The sequence below is a fragment of the Mycobacterium sp. MOTT36Y genome, assembly GCF_000262165.1.
In the GTDB taxonomy this organism is placed as follows: domain Bacteria; phylum Actinomycetota; class Actinomycetes; order Mycobacteriales; family Mycobacteriaceae; genus Mycobacterium; species Mycobacterium intracellulare.
The window spans coordinates 4,436,703-4,462,863 of sequence record NC_017904.1; the positions used below are offsets into that span (position 1 = coordinate 4,436,703).

Consider the following 26,161-nt stretch of genomic DNA (forward strand, 5'->3'; position numbering starts at 1 on the left):
GTGGAGGCGTCGGAGATCGTGGGCGCGGCTGGTTTCACAGCAACGAAGGATAGCCGCACGCAGGGGTTTTCACCGCCGGCTAGGACCGGGAAGCCTCCAGCAGCTCCTCGAGCGCCTGGCTCAGCAGTCCCGGCAGCAGGTCGACGTCGCTCATGGCCTCGCGGTCGGCATTGATTCCGTAATAGAGCATGCCGTTGTAGGACGTCACGCCGATCGCCAGCGCCTGGTTCTGCAGCAGCGGCGGCACCGTGTAGGTCTCCAGCAACTTGGTGCCGGCGACGTACATCTGCGACTGGGCCCCCGGCGCGTTGGTGATCAGCAGGTTGAACGTGCGCTTGGAGAAGCTTGGGAAACTGGTCGCGACGCGGATTCCCATGGCGTGCAGCGTGGGCGGGGCGAACCCCGACAGCGTGACGATGGTCCTGGCGTCCACCAGCTGGGCGGCGGTCGGGTTGGACTCGGTGGCGTGCGCGATCTGCGAGAGCCGCACCACGGCGTTGGGCTCCCCCACCGGCAGGTCGACGAGGAAAGGCATGACCTGGCTGATCGCCTGGCCGGGGCCGCTCGCGTCGAGGTCGCCGTCGTCGTACACCGACAGCGGCGCCATCGCCCGCACCGTCGCCGTCGGCGACACCGCCACCCCGCGCGACATCAGCCAGTTGCCCAGCGCGCCGGCGATCACCGCGAGCACCACGTCGTTGACGTCGCAGTCATAGCGCGCCCGCACGGCGCGGTAGTCCTCGAGGCTGCCGGTGGCGACGGTGAACCGGCGATGGCGCGAAACGGTGGCGTTGAGCGGGCTGCTGGGCGCGTCGCCCCGGGCCAGGTTGCGCACGAAATCGAACGCCCGGCGCCCCGCGCCGACGAGCTCGCCGTAGTTGGTCACCAGGCCGCCGATCGCGGACCCGACGGCCTGCAGCTGCGCGCTCGGACCGGTCAGCCACTCGCCGATCGCGCCCAGCACCAGCCGGGTGTTGCCCGGGTCGCGTTCCGGGATCCAGATGTCTTCGGGGGCCGGGGGCGGGCGTCTCGTCCGGTCGCTGATGACGTGGTTGATCTCCAGCGCCGCCATCCCGTTGATCAGGGCTTGATGCGATTTGGTGTAGAGGGCGAGCCGGTTCTTGGACAGGCCCTCGACCAGGTACATCTCCCAGAGCGGCCGCGACTTGTCCAGCGGCCGCGCGGCCAGCCGCGCGATCAGTTCGTGCAGTTGACCGTCGCTGCCCGGCGAGGGCAGCGCCGAGCGCCGCACGTGATAAGTGATGTCGAAGTCGGCGTCGTCGATCCACACCGGCCGGGCCGTGCCGACCGGCACCTCGCGGACCTTCTGCCGGTAGCGCGGGATCTGGGGCAGCCGCTGCTCGACGGTGGCCAGCAGCGTCTCATAACTCAGCCCGGCCCGCGGACGGCGCAGGATGGCCAGCGATCCGACGTACATGGGGGTGGCGGTGTTTTCCAGCCGATAGAACGACGCGTCCGGCGGGGACAACCGGGTCACCATACGGCGCAGTCCTCCTCGTCGATTCATCGCCCTGTCGCCTCAAACGATGTCTGGCCAACGGTAATCGTCCAGCCCGCGGCGCACGTCGGCATGGGGACGCGCGATTGCGACTTATGCCATGATGACGACTGTCTGCCCCTCTCCAGCAGGCTTCCGGTCCGGCCGAGAAGTTGGAGAGTGCGCGTTGAACACTAGCCCCGTTGCGAATCCATCCGGCGCTTTCACCGTCATGCCGGTCGTCGACTACGAACCGGAAACCCGGGATGTGCCGCGCACCGTCCCGTCGTGCCGGCCGTCCTCGCGCACACCGCTACGCCGCCGCGGCGGCCACGCCACGCCCCGGTCCTACACCGGGCAACTCAGCAGAGCGCCGGCGCCGGTCATGTCCGCGCGGATGCGCCAGGCGGCGACCTTCGCCGACGCGGCGCTGCGGCGCGTGCTGGAGGTCATCGACCGGCGCCGCCCGGCCGCCCAGCTGCATCCGTTGCTGTCGCCCAGCCTGGTGGATTCGGTTGTCGCGGTGGGGCGTTCGGTGGCCGGGCGGGCGCCCGGCCACGCGGGTGCCGCCGTGTTGCGGCGCATGCGACTGCAGCCGGCGGGCCACCGGGACCCGGACGCGGCCGCCGAGGTCTTCGGCTCCTACAGCCGCGGGAACCGAGTCCACGCCATCGCCTGCCGGGTGGAGCAGGTGGGCGCGGCGAGCGGCGCCCGGTGGATGGTCGTGGCCCTACACATCGGGTGACCGCACCGGTCACCTCGCAGCGAGCGGCCGTCCGCGGTGAACCGCTCGCCCGAAAGCTAATGCAGCTCCGCCGGTTGGGCCGGGTCGCGCCGCGGGCGGTGTCCCAGCGGCAGCAACATCGGCACCCGGCGACGGTAGTCGCGATACTGCTCACCCAGCGCCTCCACCAGGTCGTGCTCCTCCAGGTGGGTGGCGACCAGGATGTAGCCCGTCATGGCGACCGAGAACAGCAGGTGTCCGGCCGTCATCGTGGGCACCGCCCAGAAGACGATCACGAAGCCGAGCATGAGCGGGTGGCGCACCAACCGGTACAGCATCCGGGCGTGAAAACCTATGTGCGTGTAGGGTTTTCCGCGCCACGCCAGATACACCTGGCGCAGGCCGAACAGGTCGAAGTGGCTGACCATGAACGTCGCGGCCAGCGCGATGGCCCAGCCGAGCCAGAACAACGTCCACAGCGCCAGGCGCCCGGCCGGTGGCCGCACGTCCCAGACGACGGCCGGCATCGTCCGCCATTGCCAGTAGAGCAGCACCAGCACGGCGCTGGACAGCACCACGTAGGTGCTGCGCTCGATCGGCGATGGCACGATCCGCGTCCACCACGCCTTGAACGACGGCCGCGCCATGACGCTGTGCTGGATGGCGAACACGGCAAGCAGCCCGATGTTGATCAGCACCGCCTCACCGATCGGCGCCGGCAGGCCGTGATCGACGGTTCGCGGCACCCAGAAGTTTCCCAAGAACGCCACGAGGTACAGAAATGCGGCAAGAAAGAGCAGGTAAGCGGCGGCGCCGTAACCGACAATCAAGAATCGCTTCATTCGCTGATTGTGCGCCTCGCCGGCGCGTTTGAACATGGGGCGGATGCCTCATTTTCGGCCGCGTACGGCACGTTTCCAGACGCCCGTCGGGTTAGCTGGGCACCGGGTTCACCAGGCCGTGCCGCAGCGCGTACATGCTGGCGCCGATGCGGTTCGAAACGCCGATCTTGGCGTACGTCCGCTCGACGTGATTGCGGGCCGTTTTCTCGCTGATCACCAGCGACGCCGCGATCTCCTTGTTGGACGCGCCGCGGGCGACCAGGCACAGCACCTCGACCTCCCTGGGGGTCAGCCGGTCCGGCCGCAGGTTCGGTCGTTGCGCGGGTTGTCCGGCCGCGTGCAACACCGCTTCGACCGCGACCGCGTCGAGTTCCCCGGCCTGCGCACGCCCGCGCAGCCGGCGGGCCGCCGCGCCGGCCGACATCGGCTCCCGGTACGGCCTCGGCTCGCGGGCGGACTGGTAACAGACGGCGGCGGCCAGGATGCGGTCCGGCATGTGCAGCGCGGGCCCGGCCAGCCCGCGCGGATATCCCGCGCCGTCGAGGCATTCGTGGTGATTGCCGGCGACCTCGGCCAGCCGGCCCAGGCCGGGGACCTGGTTGAGGATGCGCACCGTCAGATACGGGTGCAGCCGTACCCGCTCGAATTCCGATGCGCTCAACGGGCCTTGCCGCGACCAGATGTGATTCGACACCCCGATGCGGCCGAGGTCATGGACGTGGCCCGCGCGCCGGGTCAGCTCCACCGCGTCCGTGTCCATTCCGGCGGCCAGCGCGGCGTCGCCCGCGAGCCGGGCCACCGCGCGCGAATGCCCAAGGGTGAACGGGCATTTCAGGTCGACGAAGTCGCCCAGCGCGACGAGCAACGCGTCCAGCGACGCATCGTCAAGCCGCTGATGGCGATCGGGCGCCTCGCCCAGCGCCGCCGCCCACGCATCGCCTGCGGGCGGTCCGGCCAGGATCGCGTCGGCGTCGCGCAGGAACGCGTCGGCGACCCGGGGATCGAACTGCCCGCCGCGCCGGCCGCTCACCATGGCCACGGCGCCGGCGACGCCGTACGTGCGGTGATGAACCTCGACCATGTCGGCGAGCTGCGCGATGCGCATCTGGATGGGGATGGTCTCCCCCCGCGCTCCCGCGGGCAGCCCGCCGCCGTCGTAGCGCTCGAAGGCGAACGCGAGCGCGGCCTGCACGTCGGGACTCAACCCGATCCGGTCGGCCAGCAGCGCCGCCGACGCGCAGTGCGAGTGGATCAGCCGGGAGATGTGACCGCGCGCGTTGGCGAAAAGCGTTGCCAGCACGGCCATTCGATGCGCGAGGGGCTGGCCGCGGCCGACGTTGCTCGCCAGGAAGCGCAGGTACGGGATGCCGGACCAGTCGACCAGATAGGAATCGTGGCGGACGGCGATGTCGTCGCCGAACCAGCGCGCGTATTCGTGGGAGTCCGCGTGACAGCCGACCCACATGATCAGCGTGGTGTAGTAGGCGCAGTCGCGCTCGTCGGCACACAGCCCGAGCCGGTCGGCGAGCCGGGTCGCGATGAGCGCCGCGCGCAGCATGTGCTCGGCGGGTTGGCCGAGGCCGAGATCGATCGCCACCGACAACGCCGCGAGCAGCTCCGCCCGCGTCGGTAGTTCGGACTCTGGCATGAGCCTCATTGTGCCCAGCCGGCGGCCGCGGGGTCACCCGATTGCGGCGGTGCGCCGCACGGCCTCGTGCCGGGCGGCGTCGAAGCTGTCGAAATGCCCGGAGCCCACCGCGAACACGCCGCGTTGCGGCGGTCGGAAGCCGGCCAGCCGCGCCTGCGGGCGCAGCGGCCCCACCGGCCCGAGGTCCACCTCGCGCAAGACCGCGCGCGAGTGTCCCACCGCCCACACCTGTACGGGCGCGATCATGAATCGCTGGCCGTTGGGCGCGGTTCCGGCGAGCCGGATCCGCCCGGCCCGCAGCGTCGGCCCGGCGACGCGGCCGAGGACGGCCAGGGCCGCCCGGTTGGTCCACGCCCAGGCGGGCAGTCGCGCGCCCACCGCGCTCATCAGCCGCGTCGACCACGTGGCGTGCAGGTCGATCTGCCAGGCCAGCAGCCCCGGGATGGCGACGAACAACGACCACGGGGTGACCCACGCGACGTCGATGTCGCACTGGACCGCGTCGCGGCTGGTCGCCGCGCTGAAGAAGCGGGCGCAGCTCTGCGGGCCCGGCGTGGTCGCGTAGAAGGTCCAGGCACCGTGGGGGTCGCGGTGCCACACCGAGCGATAGCCGGGCGAGAACGACGTCGCCGGGAACTGCCGCAGCGCCAGGTAGTGCCCGCTGGCGAAGGGGAGCCCCAGCACGCCGAATCCGACGAATCGTTCGTCATCTCCGGCGGGCAGGACGGGGTGGTGCAGGACGGCGGTGGCGGCGTCGAGGGGGGTGCATGCTGTGGTCATCCCTGGATGGTCCGCGCGGCCACCGCCCCGGCGCATGGGGCGGATGCCTCAAATTCGGCGCGCCCGGTTCGCGAGCGCCCGGCCAGTCGGGCGTTGGGCCGCGAGCGCCCGGACAGTCGGGCGGCGGGCGGAAAGCCGAAAAGGCGAGTGCGCCCCGCTAGCGCCGCTTCACCGATTTGGGTGGTTTGGCGCCGCGGCCCTGTTGGCGCGCCGCCGCTCGCCGCTCGCGACGGCTGGCCCCGGCGGGAACCCCCGCCGGTGTCTTGGCGTCACCGCCGTTGCGCTGCACCTGCGCCGAGCCGTCCTCCGAGGGGCCGGAATAGGTGAGCGCCGGCGCCTGGTTGTCAATCCCCTTGGCGCGCAGCGTACTTGGGGCCTCTTCGCGCACTGCGGTCGTGGTACCGCCCTGCTGGGCGGCCGCGGCGGTGGCGAATTCCTCGAGCCCTTCGGGCGCCTCGACCGGGGCGACCTGCGGGGTGGGCACCGCCTCGACGGTCACGTTGAACAGGAAGCCGACCGACTCCTCTTTCATGCCCTCGAGCATGGCCATGAACATGTCGTAGCCCTCGCGCTGGTATTCGACCAGCGGGTCGCGCTGGGCCATCGCGCGCAGCCCGATGCCCTCCTTGAGGTAGTCCATCTCATAGAGGTGCTCGCGCCACTTGCGGTCGATGACGTTGAGCAGCACGTTGCGCTCCAGCTGACGCATCGCGCCCTCGCCCGCGATCTCCTCGAGCTCGGCTTCCCTTGCGGCATAGGCGTTTTCGGCGTCTTTCAGCAACGCCTCGAGCAGCTCCTCGCGGGTGAGGTCGTCGCGCTCGGAGTCGGCGTCGTGGTGGGTCAGCGGCGCATGGTCGATGCCCACCGGATACAGCGTCTTCAGCGCCGTCCACAGGGATTCCAGGTCCCAATCCTCCGCGTAGCCATCGGCCGTCGCGCCGTTGACGTAGGCGGTGACCACGTCGCGGACCATGTCCAGCGCCTGCTCCTTGAGGTTCTCGCCTTCCAGGATGCGGCGGCGCTCGGCGTAGATCACCTTGCGCTGCTGGTTCATCACCTCGTCGTACTTGAGGACGTTTTTGCGGACCTCGAAGTTCTGCTGCTCCACCTGGGTCTGGGCGCTCTTGATCGCCCGGGTGACCATCTTCGCCTCGATGGGCACGTCGTCGGGGAGGTTCAGCCGGTTGAGCATCGCCTCGAGCGCGGCGCCGTTGAAGCGGCGCATGAGCTCGTCGCCCAGGGACAGGTAGAAGCGCGACTCGCCCGGGTCACCCTGCCGGCCGGAACGGCCGCGCAGCTGATTGTCGATCCGCCGCGACTCGTGCCGTTCGGTGCCCAGCACGTACAGGCCGCCGGCCTCGATCACCTCTTCGGCCTCCTTGGAGGCCTCCTCCTTGACCTTCGGCAATTCCTCGTGCCAGGCCGCTTCGTACTCGTCCGGCGTCTCCACCGGGTCGAGGCCACGCTCACGCAGCCGCTGGTCGGTGAGGAAGTCGACGTTGCCGCCGAGCACGATGTCGGTGCCTCGACCGGCCATGTTGGTGGCCACGGTGACGCCGCCGCGGCGGCCGGCGACCGCGATGATGGTCGCCTCCTGCTCGTGGAACTTCGCGTTCAGCACGTTGTGCGGGACGCGGCGCTTCTGGAACTGCCGCGACAGGTACTCGGAACGCTCGACGCTGGTGGTACCGATCAGCACCGGCTGGCCCTTTTCGAAGCGCTCGACGACGTCGTCGACGACCGCGATGTACTTGGCCTCCTCGGTCTTGTAGATCAGGTCGGACTGGTCGGCGCGGATCATCGGCTTGTTGGTGGGGATGGGCACCACGCCGAGCTTGTAGATCTCGTGCAGCTCGGCCGCCTCGGTCTGGGCGGTACCGGTCATGCCGGCGAGCTTGTCGTAGAGCCGGAAGTAGTTCTGCAGGGTGATGGTGGCCAGCGTCTGGTTCTCGGCCTTGATCTCGACGTGCTCCTTGGCCTCGATGGCCTGGTGCATGCCCTCGTTGTAGCGGCGGCCGTAGAGCACGCGGCCGGTGAACTCGTCGACGATGAGCACCTCGCCGTCGCGCACGATGTAGTCCTTGTCGCGGTTGAACAGCTCCTTGGCCTTCAGCGCGTTGTTGAGGTAGCTGACCAGCGGCGAGTTCGCGGCCTCGTAGAGGTTGTCGATGCCGAGCTGGTCCTCGACGAACTCCACGCCGAGCTCGTGCACGCCGACGGTGCGCTTGCGCAGGTCCACCTCGTAGTGGGTGTCCTTTTCCATCAGCGGCGCGAGCCGGGCGAACTCGAGGTACCAGTTGGAGGCGCCGTGGGCGGGGCCGGAGATGATCAGCGGGGTGCGGGCCTCGTCGATCAGGATGGAGTCGACCTCGTCGACGATGGCGAAGTTGTGTCCGCGCTGGACCAGGTCGTCGAGCGAATGCGCCATGTTGTCGCGCAGGTAGTCGAACCCGAATTCGTTGTTGGTGCCATAGGTGATGTCGGCGTTATAGGCCACCCGCCGCTCGTCGGGCGTCATCTGGGCCAGGATCACGCCGACGTCCAGCCCGAGGAAGCGGTGCACGCGGCCCATCCACTCGCTGTCACGTTTGGCCAGGTAGTCGTTCACGGTGACGACGTGGACGCCCTTTCCGCCGATGCCGTTGAGGTACGCCGGGAGCACCGAGGTCAGGGTCTTGCCCTCACCGGTCTTCATCTCGGCCACGTTGCCGAAGTGCAGCGCCGCCGCGCCCATCACCTGCACGTCGAAGGGGCGCTGGTCGAGCACCCGCCAAGCCGCCTCGCGGGCCACCGCGAAGGCCTCGGGCAGCAGGTCGTCGAGGCTCTCGCCGTCGGCGTGCCGCTTCTTGAACTCGTCGGTCTTGGCCCGCAACTCGGCGTCGGTGAGCTTCTCGATCTCGTCGGACAAGGTGTTGACGTAGTCAGCCACCCGCCTGAGACGCTTGAGCATGCGACCTTCGCCAAGGCGCAGCAACTTCGACAGCACAGCTATGTCCTCTACGGTTTGATCGCCCGGCTCCTCCTCATCGCGCTACGCGCTCTGCATCGTCACCGGGCCGGATCGGAGTCTTTGGCGACACCCATCCTAGGTGACGTCGCTCTTTGGGCGCCGAACGTCGACTTCTTGCGCCAATTTGCTTGAAATCTCGCAACAAGTCGACGTTCGGCGGGGTGACGGGATCAGCCCAGTCGGATCAGGCCGTAGTCGTAGGCGTGGCGCCGGTAGACCACGCACGGCCGCTCGGTGTGCTTGTCGTGGAACAAGAAGAAGTCGTGCCCGACGAGCTCCATCTCATAGAGCGCGTCGTCGACCGTCATCGGCGTGGCCGGGTGCTCCTTGGTCCGCACGATCCGTCCGGGTTCGTGGTCGGGCTCCACCCCGTCATGCTCGGCGGGAGCCTCGGGCGCGCCGCGCGCCGGTTCGGGGGGCGGCACCGCGGTGGCGGCGGCCAGCGAGACCGGCGTCTTGTCGCCGTAGTGGACCTTGCGGCGGTCCTTGACGCGGCGCAGCCGGCTCTCCAGCTTGTCCACGGCGGACTCGAAGGCGGCGTAGAAACTATTGGCGCAGGCCTCCGCCCGGCTCACGGGGCCGCGGCCGCGGGCGGTGATCTCCACGCGTTGACAGGACTTGCGCTGCCGCCGGTTGGGAGCGTGCTTGAGCTCGACATCGAAAAGGTAGATGGAGCGATCGAACCGCTCGAGGCGGGCGAGCTTTTGGGAGACGTACAGACGGTAATGATCGGGGATTTCAACGTTGCGGCCTTTGAACACAACGTCGGCGGTGGTTGTCGGTTGGGCTTGCCCATCGGTGGCCGAGGGCGGTTGGTCCAGAATCTGACCGGAATCCACGGATAGCCTTGACATACGTGACAACTCATTTCTCTTTACACGTCGCACGCGCGTTGCGTGCCCGGCTGGCTTGATGCGCCGACGAGGTGAGAGCGGTTCGAGACTGGCTACCGCCGCAGGCTGCCCGCCGGTGCAAGGTGTCGATTACTCACCCCTTCCCGCAAGTGGGGCTCAACCTGGGAATATCCCGACCAGTGAGTCAATGAATGTTGATTCCGACGTTAGCTCGTGTTCGCCTACCCATGCCACTAATTTCGCAGAGCTGTTGCGAGTTCTTCACAACCTCTTGGCTGCCGCACACGCTCACGCGGCGGCAATCGCCAGCACCGCGACGACCCGGACCCCCGCGGCTTCCAGAACGCGCACCGACTCCCGCGCCGTCGCCCCGGTGGTGACGATGTCGTCGACGACCATGACGTCGGTGCGCGGCACCCGGCCGCGCAGCACGACGCGCCCGGTGATGTTGCGTTCCCGCGCGGCGGTGCCCAGCCCCACCGAGTCGCGGGTCAAGGCCTTGATGCGCAACGCCGGCGCGACGGCGATCTCCGGATGCTGCGCCACCGCGGCGCGGGCCAGCCGGGCGACCGGGTCGCCGCCGCGCCGGCGTGCGGCCGAACGCCGCGTCGGTGCGGGCACGAGGGTCAGCGGGGTATCGACCATCCCCCACGCCAGCAGCCGGTGCACCCCGAGGGCCAGTGCGCGCGCCAGCGGCGCGACGAGATCGGCGCGGCCGTGTTCCTTGAGCGCGAGGATCGCCTGGCGGCGGGCGTTGGCGTAGCGCCCGAGCGCGAACACCGGGACTCCGGCGTCGATGCGCGGGTTCACCACGTGCGGCTCGTCCGGCCGGACGGCCAGCTCGGTGGCGCAGGCGTCGCACCAGCGCGACGACGGCGCCCCGCAACCGCCGCACTCGGCCGGCAGGACCAAGTCGAGCATGGCGACAGTGTGGCGGACGGGGGTGACATGGGCGGGCCGCTAGCCGCTGGCGCGCGCTCAGCCCGGCAGCACCGGCGCCGCGCCGGGAATCGTCAGCCCGGGCACGTCCGACCAGCCCTGCTGGCCGTCGGCGGACGGCGAATACTGCAGCACCCCTTCGGGTCCCGCGACGTAGGCCGTGGACGGGCTGGCCACCACAGTTGTCACCGGCATCTGCAGGCCGCGGGCCGGCGCATCGGAATTCACCCCGTCGATGTTCACGTACGAGACCGGATGGTTGGCGTCGGTGCGGGTCACCACGATGTCGTCGCCGGTGCGCCACGACAGCGACACGACCGAATTACCCAACCCGAAGCCCAGCCGGCGTGGATACGTGAGGGCGTACTGGCCGGCCTGGGTCTGCTCGACGCTGGCGAGGATCACCTGCCCGCCGATCACCATCGCGGCCCGCGTGCTGTCGCGGGACAGCTGCAAATCGGTGATCGGCCCCGGGAACCGGGTGGCCACCGCCACCGAATCCACCGGAATGCGCGCGGGTTGCCCCGACGCCGGCTCCTGGATCGCCCGGAGCACGTTGTTGCCGTCGACCACGACCCAGACCACGTCGTCCAGCGACCAGGTGGGCCGCGACAGGCTGTGCCCGTCGGCGGACTGCACCGCCTCGGCGCCGAGATCACCGATCCACAAGGAGGCCGCCATGTCCGGGGCGCCGCGGTGCAGCGTCACCACGGACGCCACCTCCCGGCCGCTGCGCGACAACGCGGCGCCGGTCTGATCCCCCATGCGACCGAACGCGCCCGGCACCATCGCGGTGTGTTGCCCGTCCAGCGACACCAGTGAGCCGTTCACCAGGGCGTGCAGCCCGGCGCCCGCGCCGTCCGCCACGCCGGGATCGGTGGCCGCGACATCGGAGGTGGTCCAGCCGTCGCGGAACCGGTCGTCCAGCGGCGCGCCGTCGGCGTTGATCACGTACGGTCCCCGGATATCGGCGCGGGCCAGCGTCCAAATGATCTGCGCCGCAACCAATTGCCTGCTGTGCGGGTCGGTGGTGGACAGCTTCTCCAGATCGACGCGCGCCCCGCCATACCCGCGCCCGATCCCGTTCTTGCCGCCGTCGGCCCGGGTCACCGGCCCGCGCAGCCGCAGCGGCGGGGCGAGCAGGTTGCGGACCGTGTGCGCCATCTCCGGCCGCGGCCCGGCGATCAGCTTGGACACCAGCTCGGTCGCCAACTGGTCGTGGTCGGGCACCGCGACATAGCGCGGATCGGGGACCACGGTCTTGCCGGTCGGGTCGGCGAAGTAGAGGGTATTTCGTTTGTAGGTCGCCTGGAACTGTTGCCAGTCCAGGAAGACCCCGTTGGGCAGGCGGTCGATGCGCCAGCCGCCGGAGGTCTTGACCAATTCGATCGGCCCGGGATCGGGCAGCACGCCCTCGGCGGTTTCGAACACCCCCATGTCGGACAGCGAGCCCAGGATGTCCGCCCGCATGGTCGCCGAAACACGTTCGGCCGCACGGGTTTCCACGAATACGACGTGGTCGATCAGCAGCGCGCTACCGGCGTCGTCCCACGAGTTGGACGCCGACTGGGTGAGGAACTGGCGGGCGGCCAGGTGCCGGTTCGCCGGATCGGCTGTGGCCTTGAGGAATTCGCGCAGCAGCACGTCGGGGTCCATGCCCGGGGTCGGCTTGGGCAGGTTCGACGGCGCCGGCCGCTCGACGGTGCCGATCGCCTGCGGCGCCGACGAACTGGGCACCCCGGCGCAACCCGCCAGCAGGACGGCCAGTATCAGCAGGCCCAGCAGGCGCCGCATCACAGGGTCCTCTCGGCGTGCTCACGCTGGCGCTGCGGACGTTCCTTGCGCTCGGACCCGCCGGCCTGCGGGGCGGGCCCACCCGGCTGAGAAGGCTGCGGGATCGGTTTCATGGGCAGCGGGCTGGTGGTGACCTTATGGCCCCGGACCAGCGGCAGCGTCAGCCGGAAGCACGAGCCGTCGCCCGGTTCGCCCCACGCCTCGAGCCGGCCCTGGTGCAGCCGCGCGTCCTCGATGCTGATCGCCAGGCCGAGCCCCGTGCCGCCGGACCGGCGCACCCGCGAGGGGTCCGCGCGCCAGAACCGGCTGAAGACCAGCTTCTCCTCGCCCGGCCGCAGCCCGACCCCGTAGTCGCGGACGGTGACGGCGACCGTGTCCTCGTCGGCGCCCATCCGGATCTTGACCGGCTTGTGCTCGGCGTGGTCGATGGCGTTGGCGATCAGGTTGCGCAGGATCCGCTCCACCCGGCGGGTGTCGACCTCGGCGATCACCTCGTGCGTCGGCAAATCCACCTGCAGTTCGATGCCGGCGTCCTCGGCCAGATGCCCCACGTTGCTCAGCGCGCTGCGCACGGTGGTGCGCAGGTCGACCGCCTCGACGGACAGCTCGGCGACACCGGCGTCGTGCCGGGAGATCTCCAGCAGGTCGTTGAGCAGCGACTCGAACCGGTCCAGCTCGCTGACCATCAGCTCGGTGGAGCGCGCCAGCGTCGGGTCGAGGTCCGCGCTGTGGTCATAGATCAGGTCGGCGGCCATGCGCACCGTGGTCAGCGGGGTGCGCAGCTCGTGGCTCACGTCAGAAGTGAAGCGGCGCTGCAGGTTACCGAACTCCTCCAATTGGGTGATCTGTCGCGACAGGCTTTCGGCCATGTCGTTGAACGACATCGCCAGCCGCGCCATGTCGTCCTCGCCGCGCACCGGCATCCGTTCCGACAGGTGCCCCTCGGCGAACCTTTCGGCGATGCGCGACGCCGACCGCACCGGCACCACGACCTGGCGCGACACCAACAGCGCGATCCCGGCCAGCAGCACCAGCAGCACCGCGCCGCCGGTGATCATCGTGCCGCGCACCAGCTGGATGGTGGCCTGCTCGTTCTTGAGCGGGAAGATCAGGTACAGCTCCAGATTGGCCACCTGAGACGACGCCGGGGAGCCGACGATCAGCGCGGGGCCCGAGAACCCGTCGGTGTGCACGGTCGCGTACTGGTAGGACGCCTGCCCGGCCTTGACGAAGCCGCGCAGGGAATTGGGCACCTGGTCGACGGGCCCGGCCGTGGTCGCGGCGCGCGGTCCGTCGCCCGGCACCATCAGCACCGCGTCGAAGGCGCCGGCCATCCCCGCGCCGGAGGCCTGGTCGGTCTTGGACGTCAGCGTGTTGCGGGCCAGCTGCAGGCTGCTGTCCAGCGAGCGCGCCTCCTCGCCGTTCACGATCCCACCGACCGTGGTGCGCGCCCGCTCGATCTATTCGATGGCGGCCTTGACCTTGACGTCGAGCACGCGATTGGTGACCTGAGACGTCAACACGAAGCCGAGCGCCAGGATGACCGCCAGCGACAGCCCAAGCGTCAGCGCGACGACCCGCAACTGCAGCGAGCGGCGCCAGGCGATGGCGACGGCCCGACTCACCGCGCCCATGCCGCGAGTCATGGGGCCGGAGCGCCCCCAGCGGCTCCGTGTGCGTCGCCGGGAGCCCCAGATCACGTGTTCCTACCGGTCACGGAGGTCCGGCCTTGTACCCAACTCCTCGAACGGTCAACACCACGGTCGGGTTCTCAGGGTCTTTCTCGACCTTGGCCCGCAGACGCTGGACGTGCACGTTCACCAGGCGGGTATCCGCCGGGTGACGATAGCCCCACACCTGTTCGAGCAGCACATCACGAGTAAACACCTGCCGCGGTTTGCGCGCCAACGCCACCAGCAGGTCGAACTCCAGCGGGGTCAGCGAGATCTGCTCGCCGTTGCGCGTGACCTTGTGCGCGGGCACGTCGATCTCGACGTCGGCGATGGACAGCATCTCGGCGGGCTCGTCGTCGTTGCGCCGCAGCCGCGCCCGCACCCGGGCCACCAGCTCCTTGGGCTTGAACGGCTTCATGATGTAGTCGTCGGCGCCCGACTCGAGGCCAAGGACCACGTCGACGGTGTCGGTCTTGGCGGTCAGCATCACGATCGGCACGCCGGAATCGGCGCGCAACACCCGGCACACGTCGATGCCGTTCATGCCGGGCAGCATCAGGTCCAACAACACCAGATCGGGGCGCAGTTCGCGCACCGCAGTCAGGGCCTGGGTGCCGTCACCGATGACCGCAGTGTCGAAACCCTCCCCACGAAGCACGATGGTGAGCATCTCGGCTAGCGAAGCGTCGTCATCGACGACCAAAATCCTTTGCCTCATGGAGTCCATGGTGTCACCAGATCGGGACAAAACTCGGGCGCCACACGGGCGTTTCTTCTCCGATACGGCCGAATCGTGACAAATTTGTGCTATCTGGCCATCAAACTGGCGGCCAAACCACCCGGATCGACGTCTTTGTCGACGACCCGCCACGGGCCGCCCCAGCCCGCGGCGGCCAGCCCGGCGTAGACGTCGCCGGTGCGTTGCTGGAGCCCGTCGTCGCGTTCGTAGCTGTCACGCGCCCGGCCCGGATCGGATGCGGCGCGGCTGCGCGCACGCTGCCCGGCCAGTTCGGCCGGCACCGCCAGCAGCACCTGCCAGTCGGGCGCGGGCAGACCCAGGCGCTGGTATTCGAGGCCGTGCACCCACGCCACCGCCGGCCCGCCCGCGTCCTGATGCAGGCGGGCGGCGGTGTAGGCCGCGTTGGAGGCGACGTAGCGGTCCATGATCACCACGTCGTGGTCGCGGCGCAGCCGCTCGAGATGCTCGACCGCGGCGGCGCGGTCGAGCGCGAAGAGGGTCGCCATCGCGTAGACCGAGGACGCCAGGTCCCCGTGCTCGCCGTGCAGCGCCTCGGCCGCGATGTCGGCGGTCACCGATTGCCCGTACCGCGGGAAGGCCAGCGTGGCCACCGACCGCCCGGCCGCTTCGAAAGCGGACAGCAACCCATCGGTTAGCGTCCGCTTGCCGGCGCCGTCGACGCCTTCGATCGCGATCAGCACGGCGCGAGCCTAATCCCTCGCCGAGTGCCCGGCTGGCCGGGCACTCGGTGCCGAACGCCCGCTTGGCCGGGCGTTCGGCCAAAGCCGGCTCAGTAGCGGTAGTGGTCGGCCTTGTAGGGGCCGTCGACGTCGACGCCGATGTACTCGGCCTGCTCCTTGGTCAGCTTGGTCAGCTTGCCACCGAGCGCCTCGACGTGGATGCGGGCCACCTTCTCGTCGAGGTGCTTGGGCAGCCGGTAGACCTCGTTGTCGTACTCGTCGTTCTTGGTCCACAGCTCGATCTGCGCGATGACCTGGTTGGAGAAGCTGTTGCTCATCACGAACGACGGGTGGCCGGTGGCGTTGCCCAGGTTCAGCAGCCGGCCCTCGGAGAGCACGATGATCGACTTGCCGGTGTCCGGGAAGGTCCACAGGTCGACCTGCGGGCGGATGTTGGTCTTGGTGGCGCCGGACTTCTCCAGCCGGGCGATCTGGATCTCGTTGTCGAAGTGGCCGATGTTGCCCAGGATGGCCTTGTCCTTCATCGCCTTCATGTGCTCGAGGGTGATGATGTCCTTGTTACCGGTGGTCGTGATGATGATGTCGGCCTCGCCGATCACGTCCTCCACCCGCTTGACGTCGAAGCCCTCCATCAGCGCCTGCAGGGCGTTGATCGGGTCGATCTCGGTGACCGTCACCCGGGCGCCCTGGCCGGCCACCGACTCGGCCGAACCCTTACCGACGTCGCCGTAGCCGCAGATCAGCACCTTCTTGCCGCCGATCAGCACGTCGGTGCCGCGGTTGATGCCGTCGATCAGCGAGTGCCGGCAGCCGTACTTGTTGTCGAACTTGGATTTGGTGACCGAGTCGTTGACGTTGATCGCCGGGAACGCCAGGTCGCCGGCGGCGGCGAACTGGTAGAGCCGCAGCACGCCGGTGGTGGTCTCCTCCGAGACGCCCTTGATCGACGCGGCGATCTTGGTCCACTTGTCCTTGTCGGTCTCGAAGCGCTTGCGCAGCAGGTTGAGGAACACCCGGTGCTCGGTCGAGTCGTCCTCGTCGTCGGGCGGCACCACGCCGGCCTTCTCGTACTGCGCGCCGCGCAGCACCAGCATGGTGGCATCCCCGCCGTCGTCCAGGATCATGTTGGCCGGCTCGTCGGGCCAGGTCAGCACCTGCTCGGCCGCCCACCAGTACTCCTCGAGCGTCTCGCCCTTCCACGCGTACACCGGCACACCCTTGGGTTCTTCGGGGGTGCCGTGCGGGCCGACGACGACGGCCGCGGCGGCGTGGTCCTGGGTGGAGAAGATGTTGCAGGACGCCCACCGCACCTCGGCGCCCAGCGCGACGAGGGTCTCGATCAGCACCGCGGTCTGCACGGTCATGTGCAGCGAACCCGAGATGCGCGCGCCCTTGAGCGGCTGCACGTCGTGGTACTCGCGGCGCAGCGACATCAGACCGGGCATCTCCTGCTCGGAGAGCTCGATGTCCCGGCGACCGTAATCCGCCAACGACAAATCGGCGACCTTGAAGTCGATGCCGTTTCGAACGTCGGGGGTGAGTGCGTTTTCGGTCGTCGTCATGGCTTCTCTTCCTTTTTCCTGCCGTCTCGGGGCTCGCTCGGATCCAAGCGGTAATTAGCTTAGGTATGTTCTTGCGCCACTGTAGTCGTGCGCCCGCGCGCCGCACGGGCCAGGGAACGTTCAGGGAACCTTGACGACGCCGTGCCGCTCGGCGAACGGGGTCATCAGCCGCGCCAGGTCGGCGGCCACGTCGTGGTCGGCCTCGGGCGGCATCGACACATAGCTCAGCGCCAGCCGCACGATGGCGCGCGCCAGCACACCGGCATCCTCGTCGCTGGTGGCCACCCAGCTGTGCGTGAGCGCAGTGGTCAGCCGCTCGGAGGCCCGCGTGATGATGGGCGCGCTGCCGGTGGTGATGATCTGCAGCAGGTCCGGCTTGGCGACGCCGGTCAGCAGCGAGATCACCAGCGGATCGGCCGACAGCTCGGTGAACAGGTCGCGGAAGCCCTGCAGGAACGCCGCATAGATGTCGCCGACGTGGGCACCCAGCGCGGCGTTGACGGCGTCGACCAGGCGGTCGGCCAGGCGCAGGCCGTACCCCTGCGCCAGCCCCTGCCGCGAGCCGAACTCGTTGTAGATGGTCTGCCGGCTGATGCCCGCGGCGCGGGCCACGTCGGACAGGGTGATGGCCGACCAGTCCCGGGCCAGCAGCTCCTCGCGCATCGCGTCGAGCACCGAGTCACGCAGCAGGGCGCGCGACGCCTCGGCGTACGGCATCCGCTTCACAGGCGCGACAATAGTGGCTCGCGAGCCGAAATCGGCTCTTTCGCTACTGGCGGTGGCGGCCGAAGGAATCACGAACGGGCGATCTCCACCATCTCGAAGTCGGTTTTGGCCGCGCCGCAATCCGGGCAGCTCCAGTCCTCCGGGATGTCGGCCCACCGGGTTCCGGGCGCGATGCCGTCCTCCGGCCACCCCTTCGCCTCGTCGTACTCGAATCCGCATTGGACGCAGACGAAAAGCTTGTAGTCCTCGCTCATCGGTTCACTCCTATCGGGCTGGTTTCGAAATCGACCTTCTCGCGCACCGCGCAATCGGGGCAGCACCAGTCGTCGGGAATGTCGCTGAAGGGCGTGCCCGGCGGAAAGCCTTCCCGCGGAGCGCCTTTCGCCTCGTCGTAGATGTAGTCGCAGCCTGGGCAGCGGTAGGCGGTCATGCGCGGGCCTCCTGGGCCCCGTAGCGCGCCAGCAGCTTCTCGCGGAGCCGCGGCTGGATGTTGACCCGGGTGATGTCACCGTCGTAGTGCGCCAGCACCCGGTGGTCCATGACCTTGCGCCACAGCGGCGGGAAGTACGTGAGCGAGATCATCGACGCGTACCCGCTGGGCAGGTTGGGCGAGCCGTCCAGGCTGCGCAGCGTCTGGTAGCGCCGCGTCGGATTGGCGTGGTGATCGCTGTGCCGCTGCAGGTGATACAGGAACAGGTTGGTCACCACGTGGTCGGAGTTCCAGCTGTGCGCGGGGGTGCACCGCTCGTAGCGGCCGCTCGAATTCTGTTGCCGCAGAAGGCCGTAGTGCTCGAGGTAGTTGACCGCCTCGAGCAGGCTGAAGCCGAAGACCGCCTGGACGATCACGAACGGGATCAGCGCCGGCCCGAAGACCGCGATCAGGATCCCCCACAGCACCACCGACATGGCCCAGGCGTTGAGCACGTCGTTGGACGGGTAGGTGAGGGGGTTCCAGGGATTCTTGCCCAGCCGGCGAATCCGCTGGGCCTCCAGCCGCAGCGACGAGCGCAGGCTCCCGAAGACGCTGCGCGGCAAGAACTCCCAGAAGGTTTCCCCGAAGCGCGACGACGCGGGATCCTCCGGGGTGGCGACCCGCACGTGGTGGCCGCGGTTGTGCTCGATGTAGAAGTGGCCGTAGCAGGTCTGCGCCAGCGTGATCTTGGACAGCCAGCGCTCCAGCGAATCCTTCTTGTGGCCCATCTCGTGGGCGGTGTTGATGCCGACGCCGCCCAGCACCCCGACCGACAGCGCCACGCCGAGCTTGCCCGCCCATCCCAGCGGCCCGTCGAAGCCGAGCCAGCTCAGGTTCGACGCGGTGAACAGGTAGGCGCCGAAGACCACGCTGAGGTACTGGAACGGCAGGAACGCGTAGGTGCAGTAGCGGTAGTACCTGTCGTTCTCGAGGCGCTCCATCACCTCGTCGGGCGGGTTCTGCCCGTCGGGCCCAAAGCGCAGGTCCAGGATCGGCAGCAGGACGTAGAGCAGGATCGGCCCGATCCACAGCGGCGCCTGCGCGGCGGCGTGCCAGCCGAGCCGGTTCAGCGCCCAGACGAGCGGCAGCATCACGAACAACGCCGTCGGCGCGATCAGCCCCATCAGCCAGAGTCGGCGCTTCTTGTCCCGCCACGCGGGCGCGCCGGCTGCCTGTTCTACCTGCGGTTCGAGTGTGGTCATCTGCCCAACCTCCTTGTGAGTCACACCACGTTGAGATTGGACAATACCGGCGTTTGCGTCTCCTGTCTAGACAAACACCATGATTTTGTAAACCCGCCGCCGCTACGGCACCGGGCTGTTCGGGTCCGCCTCGAGCGAGTCGCTCGGCTCGGGCGCCACCGCCTCCCGCTCGCCCTGCACCGAATGCCGGTAGCCGTAGCCGACGTAGATCGCCGTGCCGACCACCAGCCAGACCCCGAACCGGACCCAGGTGAGCGCGGTGAGGTTGAGCATCAGCCACACGCAGGCCGCGATCGAGGCGATCGGAAGCAGCGGCACCCACGGCGCCTTGAAACCGCGCTCCAAGTCCGGCCGGGTCCGGCGCAGCACGATCACGCCGGCGGAGACCAGGACGAACGCGAACAGCGTGCCCACGTTGACCATCTCCTCGAGCTTGGTGATGGGGAACACCGAAGCGGTCACGGCCACCACCAGGGCGACCAGCACGGTGATCCGCACCGGGGTGCCCCGCGAACCGGTCTTGGCCAGCGAGCGCGGCAACAGCCCGTCGCGCGCCATCGCGAACAGCACCCGGCACTGGCCGAGCATCAGCACCATCACCACGGTGGTCAGCCCCGCGAGCGCGCCGATCGAGATGATCTTGCTGGCCCAGTGAATGCCGTTCGCGGTGAAGGCGGTCGCCAGGTTGGCCTGCCCGCGGCCCGGGACCGTCTTGAGCTGCGTGTAGGACACCATGCCCGACAGCACGACCGCGACCGCGACGTAGAGCAGGGTCACGATGCCCAGCGACGCCAGGATCCCGCGGGGGACGTCGCGCTGCGGATGCTTGGTCTCCTCGGCCATGGTGGCCACGATGTCGAATCCGATGAACGCGAAGAAGACGATGGACGCCCCCGCCAACACGCCGTACCAGCCGTAGTGGCTGCTGTGCGCCCCCGTCAGCAACGACAAGACCGATTGGTCGATGCCCTTGGCCTCGCTGCTGGCCTCCGGTTTGGGAACGAACGGCGAATAGTTGGCGCGCTTGATGTAGAAGACCCCGACCACCACGACGAACAGCACGACCGACACCTTGATGCCGGTGACCACCGCGGAGAACCTCGACGACAGCTTGGTGCCCAACGCGATCAGCGTCGCCACCCCCGCGACGATCACCAGCGCGCCCCAGTCGACCTGGGCCGATCCGAATTCGGCTGTGCCACCGGCGAACCCGAACACGGTGCCCAGGTAGCTCGACCAGCCCTTGGCCACCACGGCGGCGCCGATCGCCAATTCCAGCAGCAGGTTCCAGCCGATGATCCAGGCCAAGAACTCACCGAAGGTCGCATACGAGAAGGTATAGGCGCTACCGGCCACCGGCAGCGTCGAGGCGAACTCGGCGTAACACAGCGCCGCGAGCGCGCAGGTGCCCGCCGCGATCACGAACGACAGCCAGATGGACGGCCCGGTGATGTCGCCGGTCGTCGACGCGGTGACCGTGAAGATGCCGGCGCCGATCACCACCGCGACGCCGAAGACGACCAGGTCCCACATGGTCAGGTCCTTGCGCAACTTGGTGTCCGGCTCGTCGGTGTCGGCGATCGACTGTTCCACCGACTTCGTGCGCCACCGATTGGCCATGCAACCGCCCTTTCCCAACGCTGGGAGCCATTGGTCCGACACAGTACTGGGTACTCCCCCCAGATGCCGGACAGCAAAGCAGACGCGCGGGACCACGCGCTGGTCATCGGGGGGAGCATCGCCGGGCTGTGCGCCGCGCGGGTGCTGTCGGACGCGTATTCGCGGGTCACCGTCTACGAGCGCGACGAGTTGCCGGCCTTCCCGGCGAACCGGGCGACGGTCCCCCAGGACCGGCACCTGCACATGTTGATGGCGCGCGGCGCGATCGAATTCGAGAACCTCTTTCCCGGCCTGCTCGACGACATGGTGGCCGCGGGCGTGCCGAAGCTGAAGAACCGGCCCGACTGCATCCACCTCGGCGCGGCGGGCCACGTCCTGGGCACGGGGCAAACCCTGCGCGACGAATTCACCGCCTACGTGCCGAGCCGGCCGCACCTGGAATGGCAGTTGCGCAAACGGGTTCACGACCTCGACAACGTCACCATCGTGCGGCGCTCGGTGGCCGAACCGCGGTTCGACCCCGCGCGACAACGGGTGACCGGTGCGCTGGTGGATCCGGCCGATCCCGACGGCGGGGAGCCGGAATTCGTCGGCGCGGACCTCGTCGTCGACGCGGCGGGGCGGGGTACCCGGCTGCCGGTGTGGTTGGCGCAGTGGGGTTTTGCGCGCCCCGTCGAACAGGCCGTCGACATCGGCATCAACTACGCCACCCAGCAGTTCCGCATTCCCGACGGGCTGATCGCAGAGAAGGTCGTCGTCGCCGGCGCCTCCCACGACCAGTCCCTGGGGCTGGGCATGCTGTGCTACGAGGACGGCACCTGGGTCCTGACCACGTTCGGCGTGGCCGACGTCAAACCGCCGAGAACGTTTCCCGAAATGCTGGGTCTGGCCGGGCAGCTGCTTCCGGGCCGCTTCAGCGTGGCGCTGGCACAGGCCGAGCCGCTAGGCGATCCGGCCTTCCACGCGTTCCCGGCCAGCCGGTGGCGCCGCTACGACAAACTGGAGCGCTTCCCCGGCGGCATCATCGCCTTCGGCGACGCGGTGGCCAGCTTCAATCCCACCTTCGGCCAGGGCATGACGATGACCTCCCTGCAGGCCGGCCATCTGCGCCGCGCGCTGCAAGGCCCCGACGATCAACTCGCCGCGACGCTGCACCGCGCCACCGCCAGGAGCACCTTCCCGGTGTGGATGATGAACGCCATCGGCGACATCACCTTCCACCACGCCGGCACGAAGGGGCCGATTCCCTGGTGGTGGCGGCCCTCCGGCGCGCTGTTCGACCAATTCCTCGGCGCCGCCGAAACCGAACCCGTTCTGGCGGAATGGTTTTTGCGCCGGTTCTCCCTGCTGGACAGCCTCTACATGGTGCCGCCGCCGCGGATCATCGGCCGCGCCATCGCGCACAACGCGCGCCTGTGGTTAGGCGAGCGTCGTCAGGCGGTCAGGCAGCGGCGCGTGGCGACCGCAAACGCGGCCGCGGCGACCGCAAGCGCGGCGGAGCCGGGCGAAGCGGGTCGCCGCGCTCGGCACCAGCCGGGCGCTGCGGGTCGCCACCATCAGTCCTAGCCGCTACAGCCCTACCGTCGCCCTGAACAACTTGCTCGGCTCGTGCGCGACCAGCCGGATCGGGGCGTCGTCGGCCGCCACCCACGCGGCCATCCCCCGCTTGAGCGTCAGCGAGCCGGACTTGCCGTGCACCGTCGTGGAACCCTGGATGCACAACAGGATCTGCGGGCCGTCGTGGCTGCACGTCGCATCCACCTCGTGGCCGACGTACTCGTCTTCGAGGTCCAGCAGCGCGACGGCGAACTCGTCGGTCGGCGTCTCATAGATCAGCCCGAAGCCCTCGCGGCGGATGTGCGGCCGCAACTGCTCCTCGGTGGTGGGCGCGAAGTCCAGGACCCGCAGCAGCTCGGGCACGTCGACGTGCTTGGGGGTCAGCCCACCCCGTAACACGTTGTCGGAGTTGGCCATCACCTCCACCGCGAAACCCCGCAGGTAGGTGTGCAGGTTGCCGGCCGACACGAAGATGGCCTCACCCGGGCCCAGGCTGACGCGGTTGAGCAGCAACGCCGCCAGCACGCCGGCGTCGCCGGGATAGCGCTCGCCGAGCTCGAGCACCGTCTTGGCCTCGGCCGCGAATTCGGTTGCCCCCGAACTGAGGTACGCGATCGCGCCGTCCAGCACGGCGGGCACCAGCACGTCGATGTCGGGCTGCGGGGCGGTGATCCACGTGGTGAACAGCGCGCGCAGGCCGTCGGCGTCGGACTGGTCGTTCAGCAGATCGATGAAGGGGTCGAGGTCGGAGACCGCCAGGGCCCGCAGCAGCTCGACGGTGCGCGACACCTGGCGGAAGCCCGCGAGCGCCTCGAACGGGTGCAGCGCCACCAGCAGCTCCGGCTTGTGCGAGGTGTCCCGATAGTTGCGCACCGGCGAGGTCAGCGGGATGCCGACCCGCTCCTCGCGCAGGTAGCCCTCGGCCGCCTGCGCGGCGCTCGGGTGCGCCTGCAGCGACAGCGGCTCGTCGGCGGCCAGCACCTTGACGAGGAACGGCAGCACGTCCCCGAAGCGGGCCCGCGACCCGGGGCCGAGCTGGCCCTCGGGGTCGGCGTCGAGCGCCTCGAGCAACGTGATCTCACCGTTGTCGGTTTCCAGCCAGGCCGGGTCGCCCGGGTGGGCGCCGAACCAGAGCTCGGCCTCCGGATGCGCCGCCGGCACCGGACGTTCGGTGAACTCGGCGATCGCGGTACGCGAACCCCACGCGTACGTTCTCAAGGCCCCGCGAAGCAGTTCCACTGTTCTATTTATCCCCGCACCAGTCGCATGTAAACCGCGGCCATCTCCAGCCGGACGGCTAATACTGCCAGCTGCTGCTCGACGCGACCGGGACCCCCCAGCGCAGGCGAAACACCGGAGCCGGCCGAGCCGCCGGGACCGTCGGGCACATCCTCGGCGGCGAGCAGGTACACGTCGTCGAGCCCGGCCGTCCGGGCGGCCACCACGGTCTGCTCGGCCGCCAGGATGATCGCCAGCACCCGCAGCCGCGGCGGCAGCGGCCCGTCGATCTCCTCGTCGTGGAACAGGGCGGCGTCCGGATCGGCGATGGCGCCCCCGAAACCGGACGAGGCCGCGGCGCGCAGGGCGACCACCGCGTCCGCCAGCCCGGTGGCCGGGGTGACCTGGTTCGCGATCCGCAGCAGCACCGAGCTGCCGTGCCGGGCCAGGGCCAGCGTCGCGGCGCCGTCGCCGGCCAGCGCGATCTGGCGGTCGGCGATGCGCGCGGCCAGCAGCTTCGCCGGATTGGTGAACAGCTCGCGGGCGGCGCTGTTGCGCAGCGCCTCGGCGTCGAGCTCGTCGGCGAGCAACGCCAGGTCCACGCTGGGCCGTGGGTCGACGGCGTGCACCACCGCGAGCCCGGCGGCCAGATACCGGCACAGCCCGAATTCGTCGGGAACCCCCAGCCGGGGCGCCAGCAGCGCCGCGTGCCCGGCCGTGGCGTCGCGCAACGGACCCTCGTAGGGCGCGGCCACCACGACCCGCGCGCCACGGCGCACCCCGGTCGCGGCGGCGGCGACCAGCGCGGGGTCGCCGGGGTCGTCGCCCGCGACGATCAGCACGTCGAGCGGCCCCACCCACGGGGGCGCCTCGCCGGCCAGCGTGAACGGCTGGGACGCCACCGAATTCAACGTCGCGGCCAGGATCGCCCCGGCGGTCTCCGCGGTGCCGCGGCCCGACACCCAGATCACGCTGCGCGGACGGTCCTCGGCGCTCAGCGGGTCCAGCGCGCCCTCCTCGACCGCGGTGGCGATCGCACGCACCTGCGCGCCGGCCGACGACGCCGCCCGCAGCAGGCCGTCGCGGTCGGCGGTCAGCAGGCCGTCGGTGTCTTCGAGATCGATTGCCTGGGTGGCGTTCACGGGGCGGCCCCCGCGCGTGGGGTCTGCGCGGCGATTTCGGCGCTGATCTGGGCGACCACGGCGCCGACGTCCTCGGCGGTGCGGCCCTCCACGTTGAGCCGCAGCAGCGGCTCGGTGTTCGAGCTGCGCAGGTTGAACCAGTTGCCGTCGCCCAGGTCGACCGTCACGCCGTCCACGTGATCGAGGGAGTGGATGCGGGTGCCGAACGATCTCAGCACCGCCTCGGTGCACTGCGCGGCGTCGGCCACGGTGAAGTTGATCTCGCCGGACGATTCGTAGCGCTGGTAGTCCGCGGTCAGCTCGGACAGCGGGCGGTCCTGCTCGCCGAGCGCGGCCAGCACGTACAGCGCGGCCAGCATCCCGGAGTCGGCGCCCCAGAAGTCGCGGAAGTAGTAGTGGGCCGAATGTTCGCCGCCGAAGATCGCGCCGGTGTCGGCCATCAGCGCCTTGATATAGGAGTGGCCCACCCGCGAGCGCAGCGGTGTGCCGCCGCGCTCGCTGACCAGTTCGGGCACCGCGCGCGAGGTGATCACGTTGTGGATGATCGTCGCGCCGATCTCGCGGCCCAGCTCGCGCGCGGCCACCAGGCTGGTCACCGTCGACGGCGACACGGGGTTGCCGCGTTCGTCGACCACGAAGCAGCGGTCGGCGTCCCCGTCGAAGGCCAGCCCGATGTCGGCGCCGGTCTCGCGCACGAACGTCTGCAGGTCCACCAGGTTGGCGGGCTCGAGCGGGTTGGCCTCGTGATTGGGGAAGGAGCCGTCGAGCTCGAAGTACAACGGCAACAACGTGATCGAGGCGATCGGGCCGAGCACCGCGGGGGTGGTCAGGCCGGCCATGCCGTTGCCGGCGTCGACGGCCACGCGCAGCGGGCGCAGCCCCGAGGTGTCCACCAGGGACCGCAGGTACTGCCCGTAGTCGGCCAGCACGTCGCGGTCGGAGACGGTGCCGGGTGGGCCGTCGTAACCCTGCACGCCGGCGATGACGTCGTCGGCGATGACGCGCAATCCGCTCTCGGCGCCGACCGGTTTGGCCCCCGCCCGGCAGAGCTTGATTCCGTTGTAGGCGGCGGGGTTATGGCTCGCGGTGAACATCGCGCCGGGGCAGTCCAGCAACCCGGAGGCGAAGTAGAGCTGATCGGTCGAGGCCAGACCGACGCGCACCACGTCGAGGCCCTGGCCGGTGACGCCGGCGGCGAAGGCCGCGGCCAGGGTGGGCGAACTGTCGCGCATGTCGTGGCCGATCACGACTTGGCGGGCGCCCTCGGCGCGCATCAGTCTGGCGAAGGCTGCGCCCAAATCGGTGACCAGCGGCTGGTCGAGCTCTTCGCCGACTAGACCACGCACGTCGTACGCCTTGACGACACGGTGGACAGTCGCGGCGGGCCGAGACATGCGGGACTCCTGACGACGTGAACTCTTGGCCGTCAGCCTATCGGGCCGAAGAGAACACGAGCCGCG

General features: G+C 69.5%; 21 protein-coding genes and 1 pseudogene. 2 read left to right on the forward strand and 20 right to left on the reverse strand.

The genetic code is table 11. The annotated features are described in order from the left end of the window. Window positions 1-79: 79 nt before the first annotated feature. Window positions 80-1,501, reverse strand: coding sequence for a wax ester/triacylglycerol synthase family O-acyltransferase (locus W7S_RS20185; RefSeq protein WP_008259749.1), 1,422 nt, complete (start codon window positions 1,499-1,501; stop codon window positions 80-82). A gap of 229 nt (window positions 1,502-1,730) precedes the next feature. On the opposite strand from W7S_RS20185, the gene W7S_RS20190 reads away from it, so the two are divergent. Beyond that, a complete protein-coding gene (locus tag W7S_RS20190) occupies window positions 1,731-2,243 on the forward strand; it encodes an Rv3235 family protein (RefSeq protein ID WP_014380951.1) in 513 nt (170 codons plus the stop codon). A 56-nt stretch (window positions 2,244-2,299) separates the two neighbouring features. Here W7S_RS20190 and mddA read toward each other — a convergent pair whose 3' ends face one another. The 16 genes and pseudogenes from mddA to W7S_RS20270 form a co-directional block, all read right to left on the reverse strand. After that, window positions 2,300-3,064 carry a methanethiol S-methyltransferase gene (gene mddA, locus W7S_RS20195; protein ID WP_179300163.1) on the reverse strand — a complete coding sequence of 255 codons (765 nt, stop codon included), beginning with the start codon at window positions 3,062-3,064 and terminating at the stop codon, window positions 2,300-2,302. 91 nt (window positions 3,065-3,155) lie between these two features. Further along, entirely contained in the window at window positions 3,156-4,712 is a 1,557-nt protein-coding gene (locus tag W7S_RS20200) for an HD domain-containing phosphohydrolase (RefSeq protein WP_008259753.1), read from the reverse strand. Between the two features lie 33 nt (window positions 4,713-4,745). Next, window positions 4,746-5,492, reverse strand: coding sequence for a hypothetical protein (locus tag W7S_RS20205; RefSeq protein WP_008259754.1), 747 nt, complete (start codon window positions 5,490-5,492; stop codon window positions 4,746-4,748). Between the two features lie 157 nt (window positions 5,493-5,649). Further along, window positions 5,650-8,478 carry a preprotein translocase subunit SecA gene (gene secA, locus W7S_RS20210; RefSeq protein WP_014712263.1) on the reverse strand — a complete coding sequence of 943 codons (2,829 nt, stop codon included), beginning with the start codon at window positions 8,476-8,478 and terminating at the stop codon, window positions 5,650-5,652. Between the two features lie 194 nt (window positions 8,479-8,672). Continuing rightward, a complete protein-coding gene (gene hpf, locus W7S_RS20215) occupies window positions 8,673-9,341 on the reverse strand; it encodes a ribosome hibernation-promoting factor, HPF/YfiA family (RefSeq protein ID WP_008259758.1) in 669 nt (222 codons plus the stop codon). A gap of 303 nt (window positions 9,342-9,644) precedes the next feature. After that, a complete protein-coding gene (locus tag W7S_RS20220) occupies window positions 9,645-10,277 on the reverse strand; it encodes a ComF family protein (RefSeq protein WP_014712264.1) in 633 nt (210 codons plus the stop codon). Between the two features lie 57 nt (window positions 10,278-10,334). Beyond that, window positions 10,335-12,089 carry an MtrAB system accessory lipoprotein LpqB gene (lpqB, locus tag W7S_RS20225; protein ID WP_014712265.1) on the reverse strand — a complete coding sequence of 585 codons (1,755 nt, stop codon included), beginning with the start codon at window positions 12,087-12,089 and terminating at the stop codon, window positions 10,335-10,337. After that, window positions 12,089-13,789: pseudogene (mtrB, locus tag W7S_RS20230) on the reverse strand (MtrAB system histidine kinase MtrB). Before mtrB ends, lpqB begins: the two are co-directional and overlap by 1 nt. A gap of 13 nt (window positions 13,790-13,802) precedes the next feature. After that, window positions 13,803-14,489, reverse strand: coding sequence for a two-component system response regulator MtrA (gene mtrA / locus W7S_RS20235; protein ID WP_007168097.1), 687 nt, complete (start codon window positions 14,487-14,489; stop codon window positions 13,803-13,805). A gap of 80 nt (window positions 14,490-14,569) precedes the next feature. Next, a complete protein-coding gene (locus W7S_RS20240; RefSeq protein ID WP_014712266.1) occupies window positions 14,570-15,202 on the reverse strand; it encodes a dTMP kinase in 633 nt (210 codons plus the stop codon). 89 nt (window positions 15,203-15,291) lie between these two features. After that, on the reverse strand, window positions 15,292-16,764 hold the full coding sequence (gene ahcY / locus W7S_RS20245) for an adenosylhomocysteinase (protein WP_008259773.1): 1,473 nt from the start codon (window positions 16,762-16,764) through the stop codon (window positions 15,292-15,294). A 120-nt stretch (window positions 16,765-16,884) separates the two neighbouring features. After that, a complete protein-coding gene (locus W7S_RS20250) occupies window positions 16,885-17,481 on the reverse strand; it encodes a TetR family transcriptional regulator (protein WP_014712267.1) in 597 nt (198 codons plus the stop codon). Window positions 17,482-17,558: 77 nt separating this feature from the next. Next, a complete protein-coding gene (locus W7S_RS20255) occupies window positions 17,559-17,744 on the reverse strand; it encodes a rubredoxin (RefSeq protein ID WP_008259794.1) in 186 nt (61 codons plus the stop codon). Then, window positions 17,741-17,920, reverse strand: coding sequence for a rubredoxin (locus tag W7S_RS20260; RefSeq protein WP_008259795.1), 180 nt, complete (start codon window positions 17,918-17,920; stop codon window positions 17,741-17,743). The genes W7S_RS20255 and W7S_RS20260 overlap by 4 nt, the downstream gene beginning before the upstream one ends. Beyond that, entirely contained in the window at window positions 17,917-19,164 is a 1,248-nt protein-coding gene (locus W7S_RS20265; RefSeq protein WP_008259796.1) for an alkane 1-monooxygenase, read from the reverse strand. The genes W7S_RS20260 and W7S_RS20265 overlap by 4 nt, the downstream gene beginning before the upstream one ends. 102 nt (window positions 19,165-19,266) lie before the next feature. Next, the gene (locus tag W7S_RS20270) at window positions 19,267-20,784 is read right to left on the reverse strand and encodes an APC family permease (protein WP_008259797.1); all 1,518 of its coding nucleotides are present in this window, start codon (window positions 20,782-20,784) and stop codon (window positions 19,267-19,269) included. Window positions 20,785-20,883: 99 nt separating this feature from the next. On the opposite strand from W7S_RS20270, the gene W7S_RS20275 reads away from it, so the two are divergent. Then, on the forward strand, window positions 20,884-22,350 hold the full coding sequence (locus W7S_RS20275; RefSeq protein ID WP_231504902.1) for an NAD(P)/FAD-dependent oxidoreductase: 1,467 nt from the start codon (window positions 20,884-20,886) through the stop codon (window positions 22,348-22,350). A gap of 3 nt (window positions 22,351-22,353) precedes the next feature. On the opposite strand, the gene manA is transcribed toward W7S_RS20275, so the two are convergent. From manA to W7S_RS20290, 3 genes are read right to left on the reverse strand one after another with little or no spacing between them, the layout of a single operon-like run. Next, complete coding sequence (gene manA / locus W7S_RS20280; protein WP_008259799.1) at window positions 22,354-23,580, reverse strand: mannose-6-phosphate isomerase, class I; 1,227 nt, start codon at window positions 23,578-23,580, stop codon at window positions 22,354-22,356. 8 nt (window positions 23,581-23,588) lie between these two features. Next, complete coding sequence (locus tag W7S_RS20285; RefSeq protein ID WP_014383187.1) at window positions 23,589-24,701, reverse strand: hypothetical protein; 1,113 nt, start codon at window positions 24,699-24,701, stop codon at window positions 23,589-23,591. Beyond that, window positions 24,698-26,095 carry a phosphomannomutase/phosphoglucomutase gene (locus W7S_RS20290; RefSeq protein ID WP_014712268.1) on the reverse strand — a complete coding sequence of 466 codons (1,398 nt, stop codon included), beginning with the start codon at window positions 26,093-26,095 and terminating at the stop codon, window positions 24,698-24,700. The genes W7S_RS20285 and W7S_RS20290 overlap by 4 nt, the downstream gene beginning before the upstream one ends. Window positions 26,096-26,161: the final 66 nt, after the last annotated feature.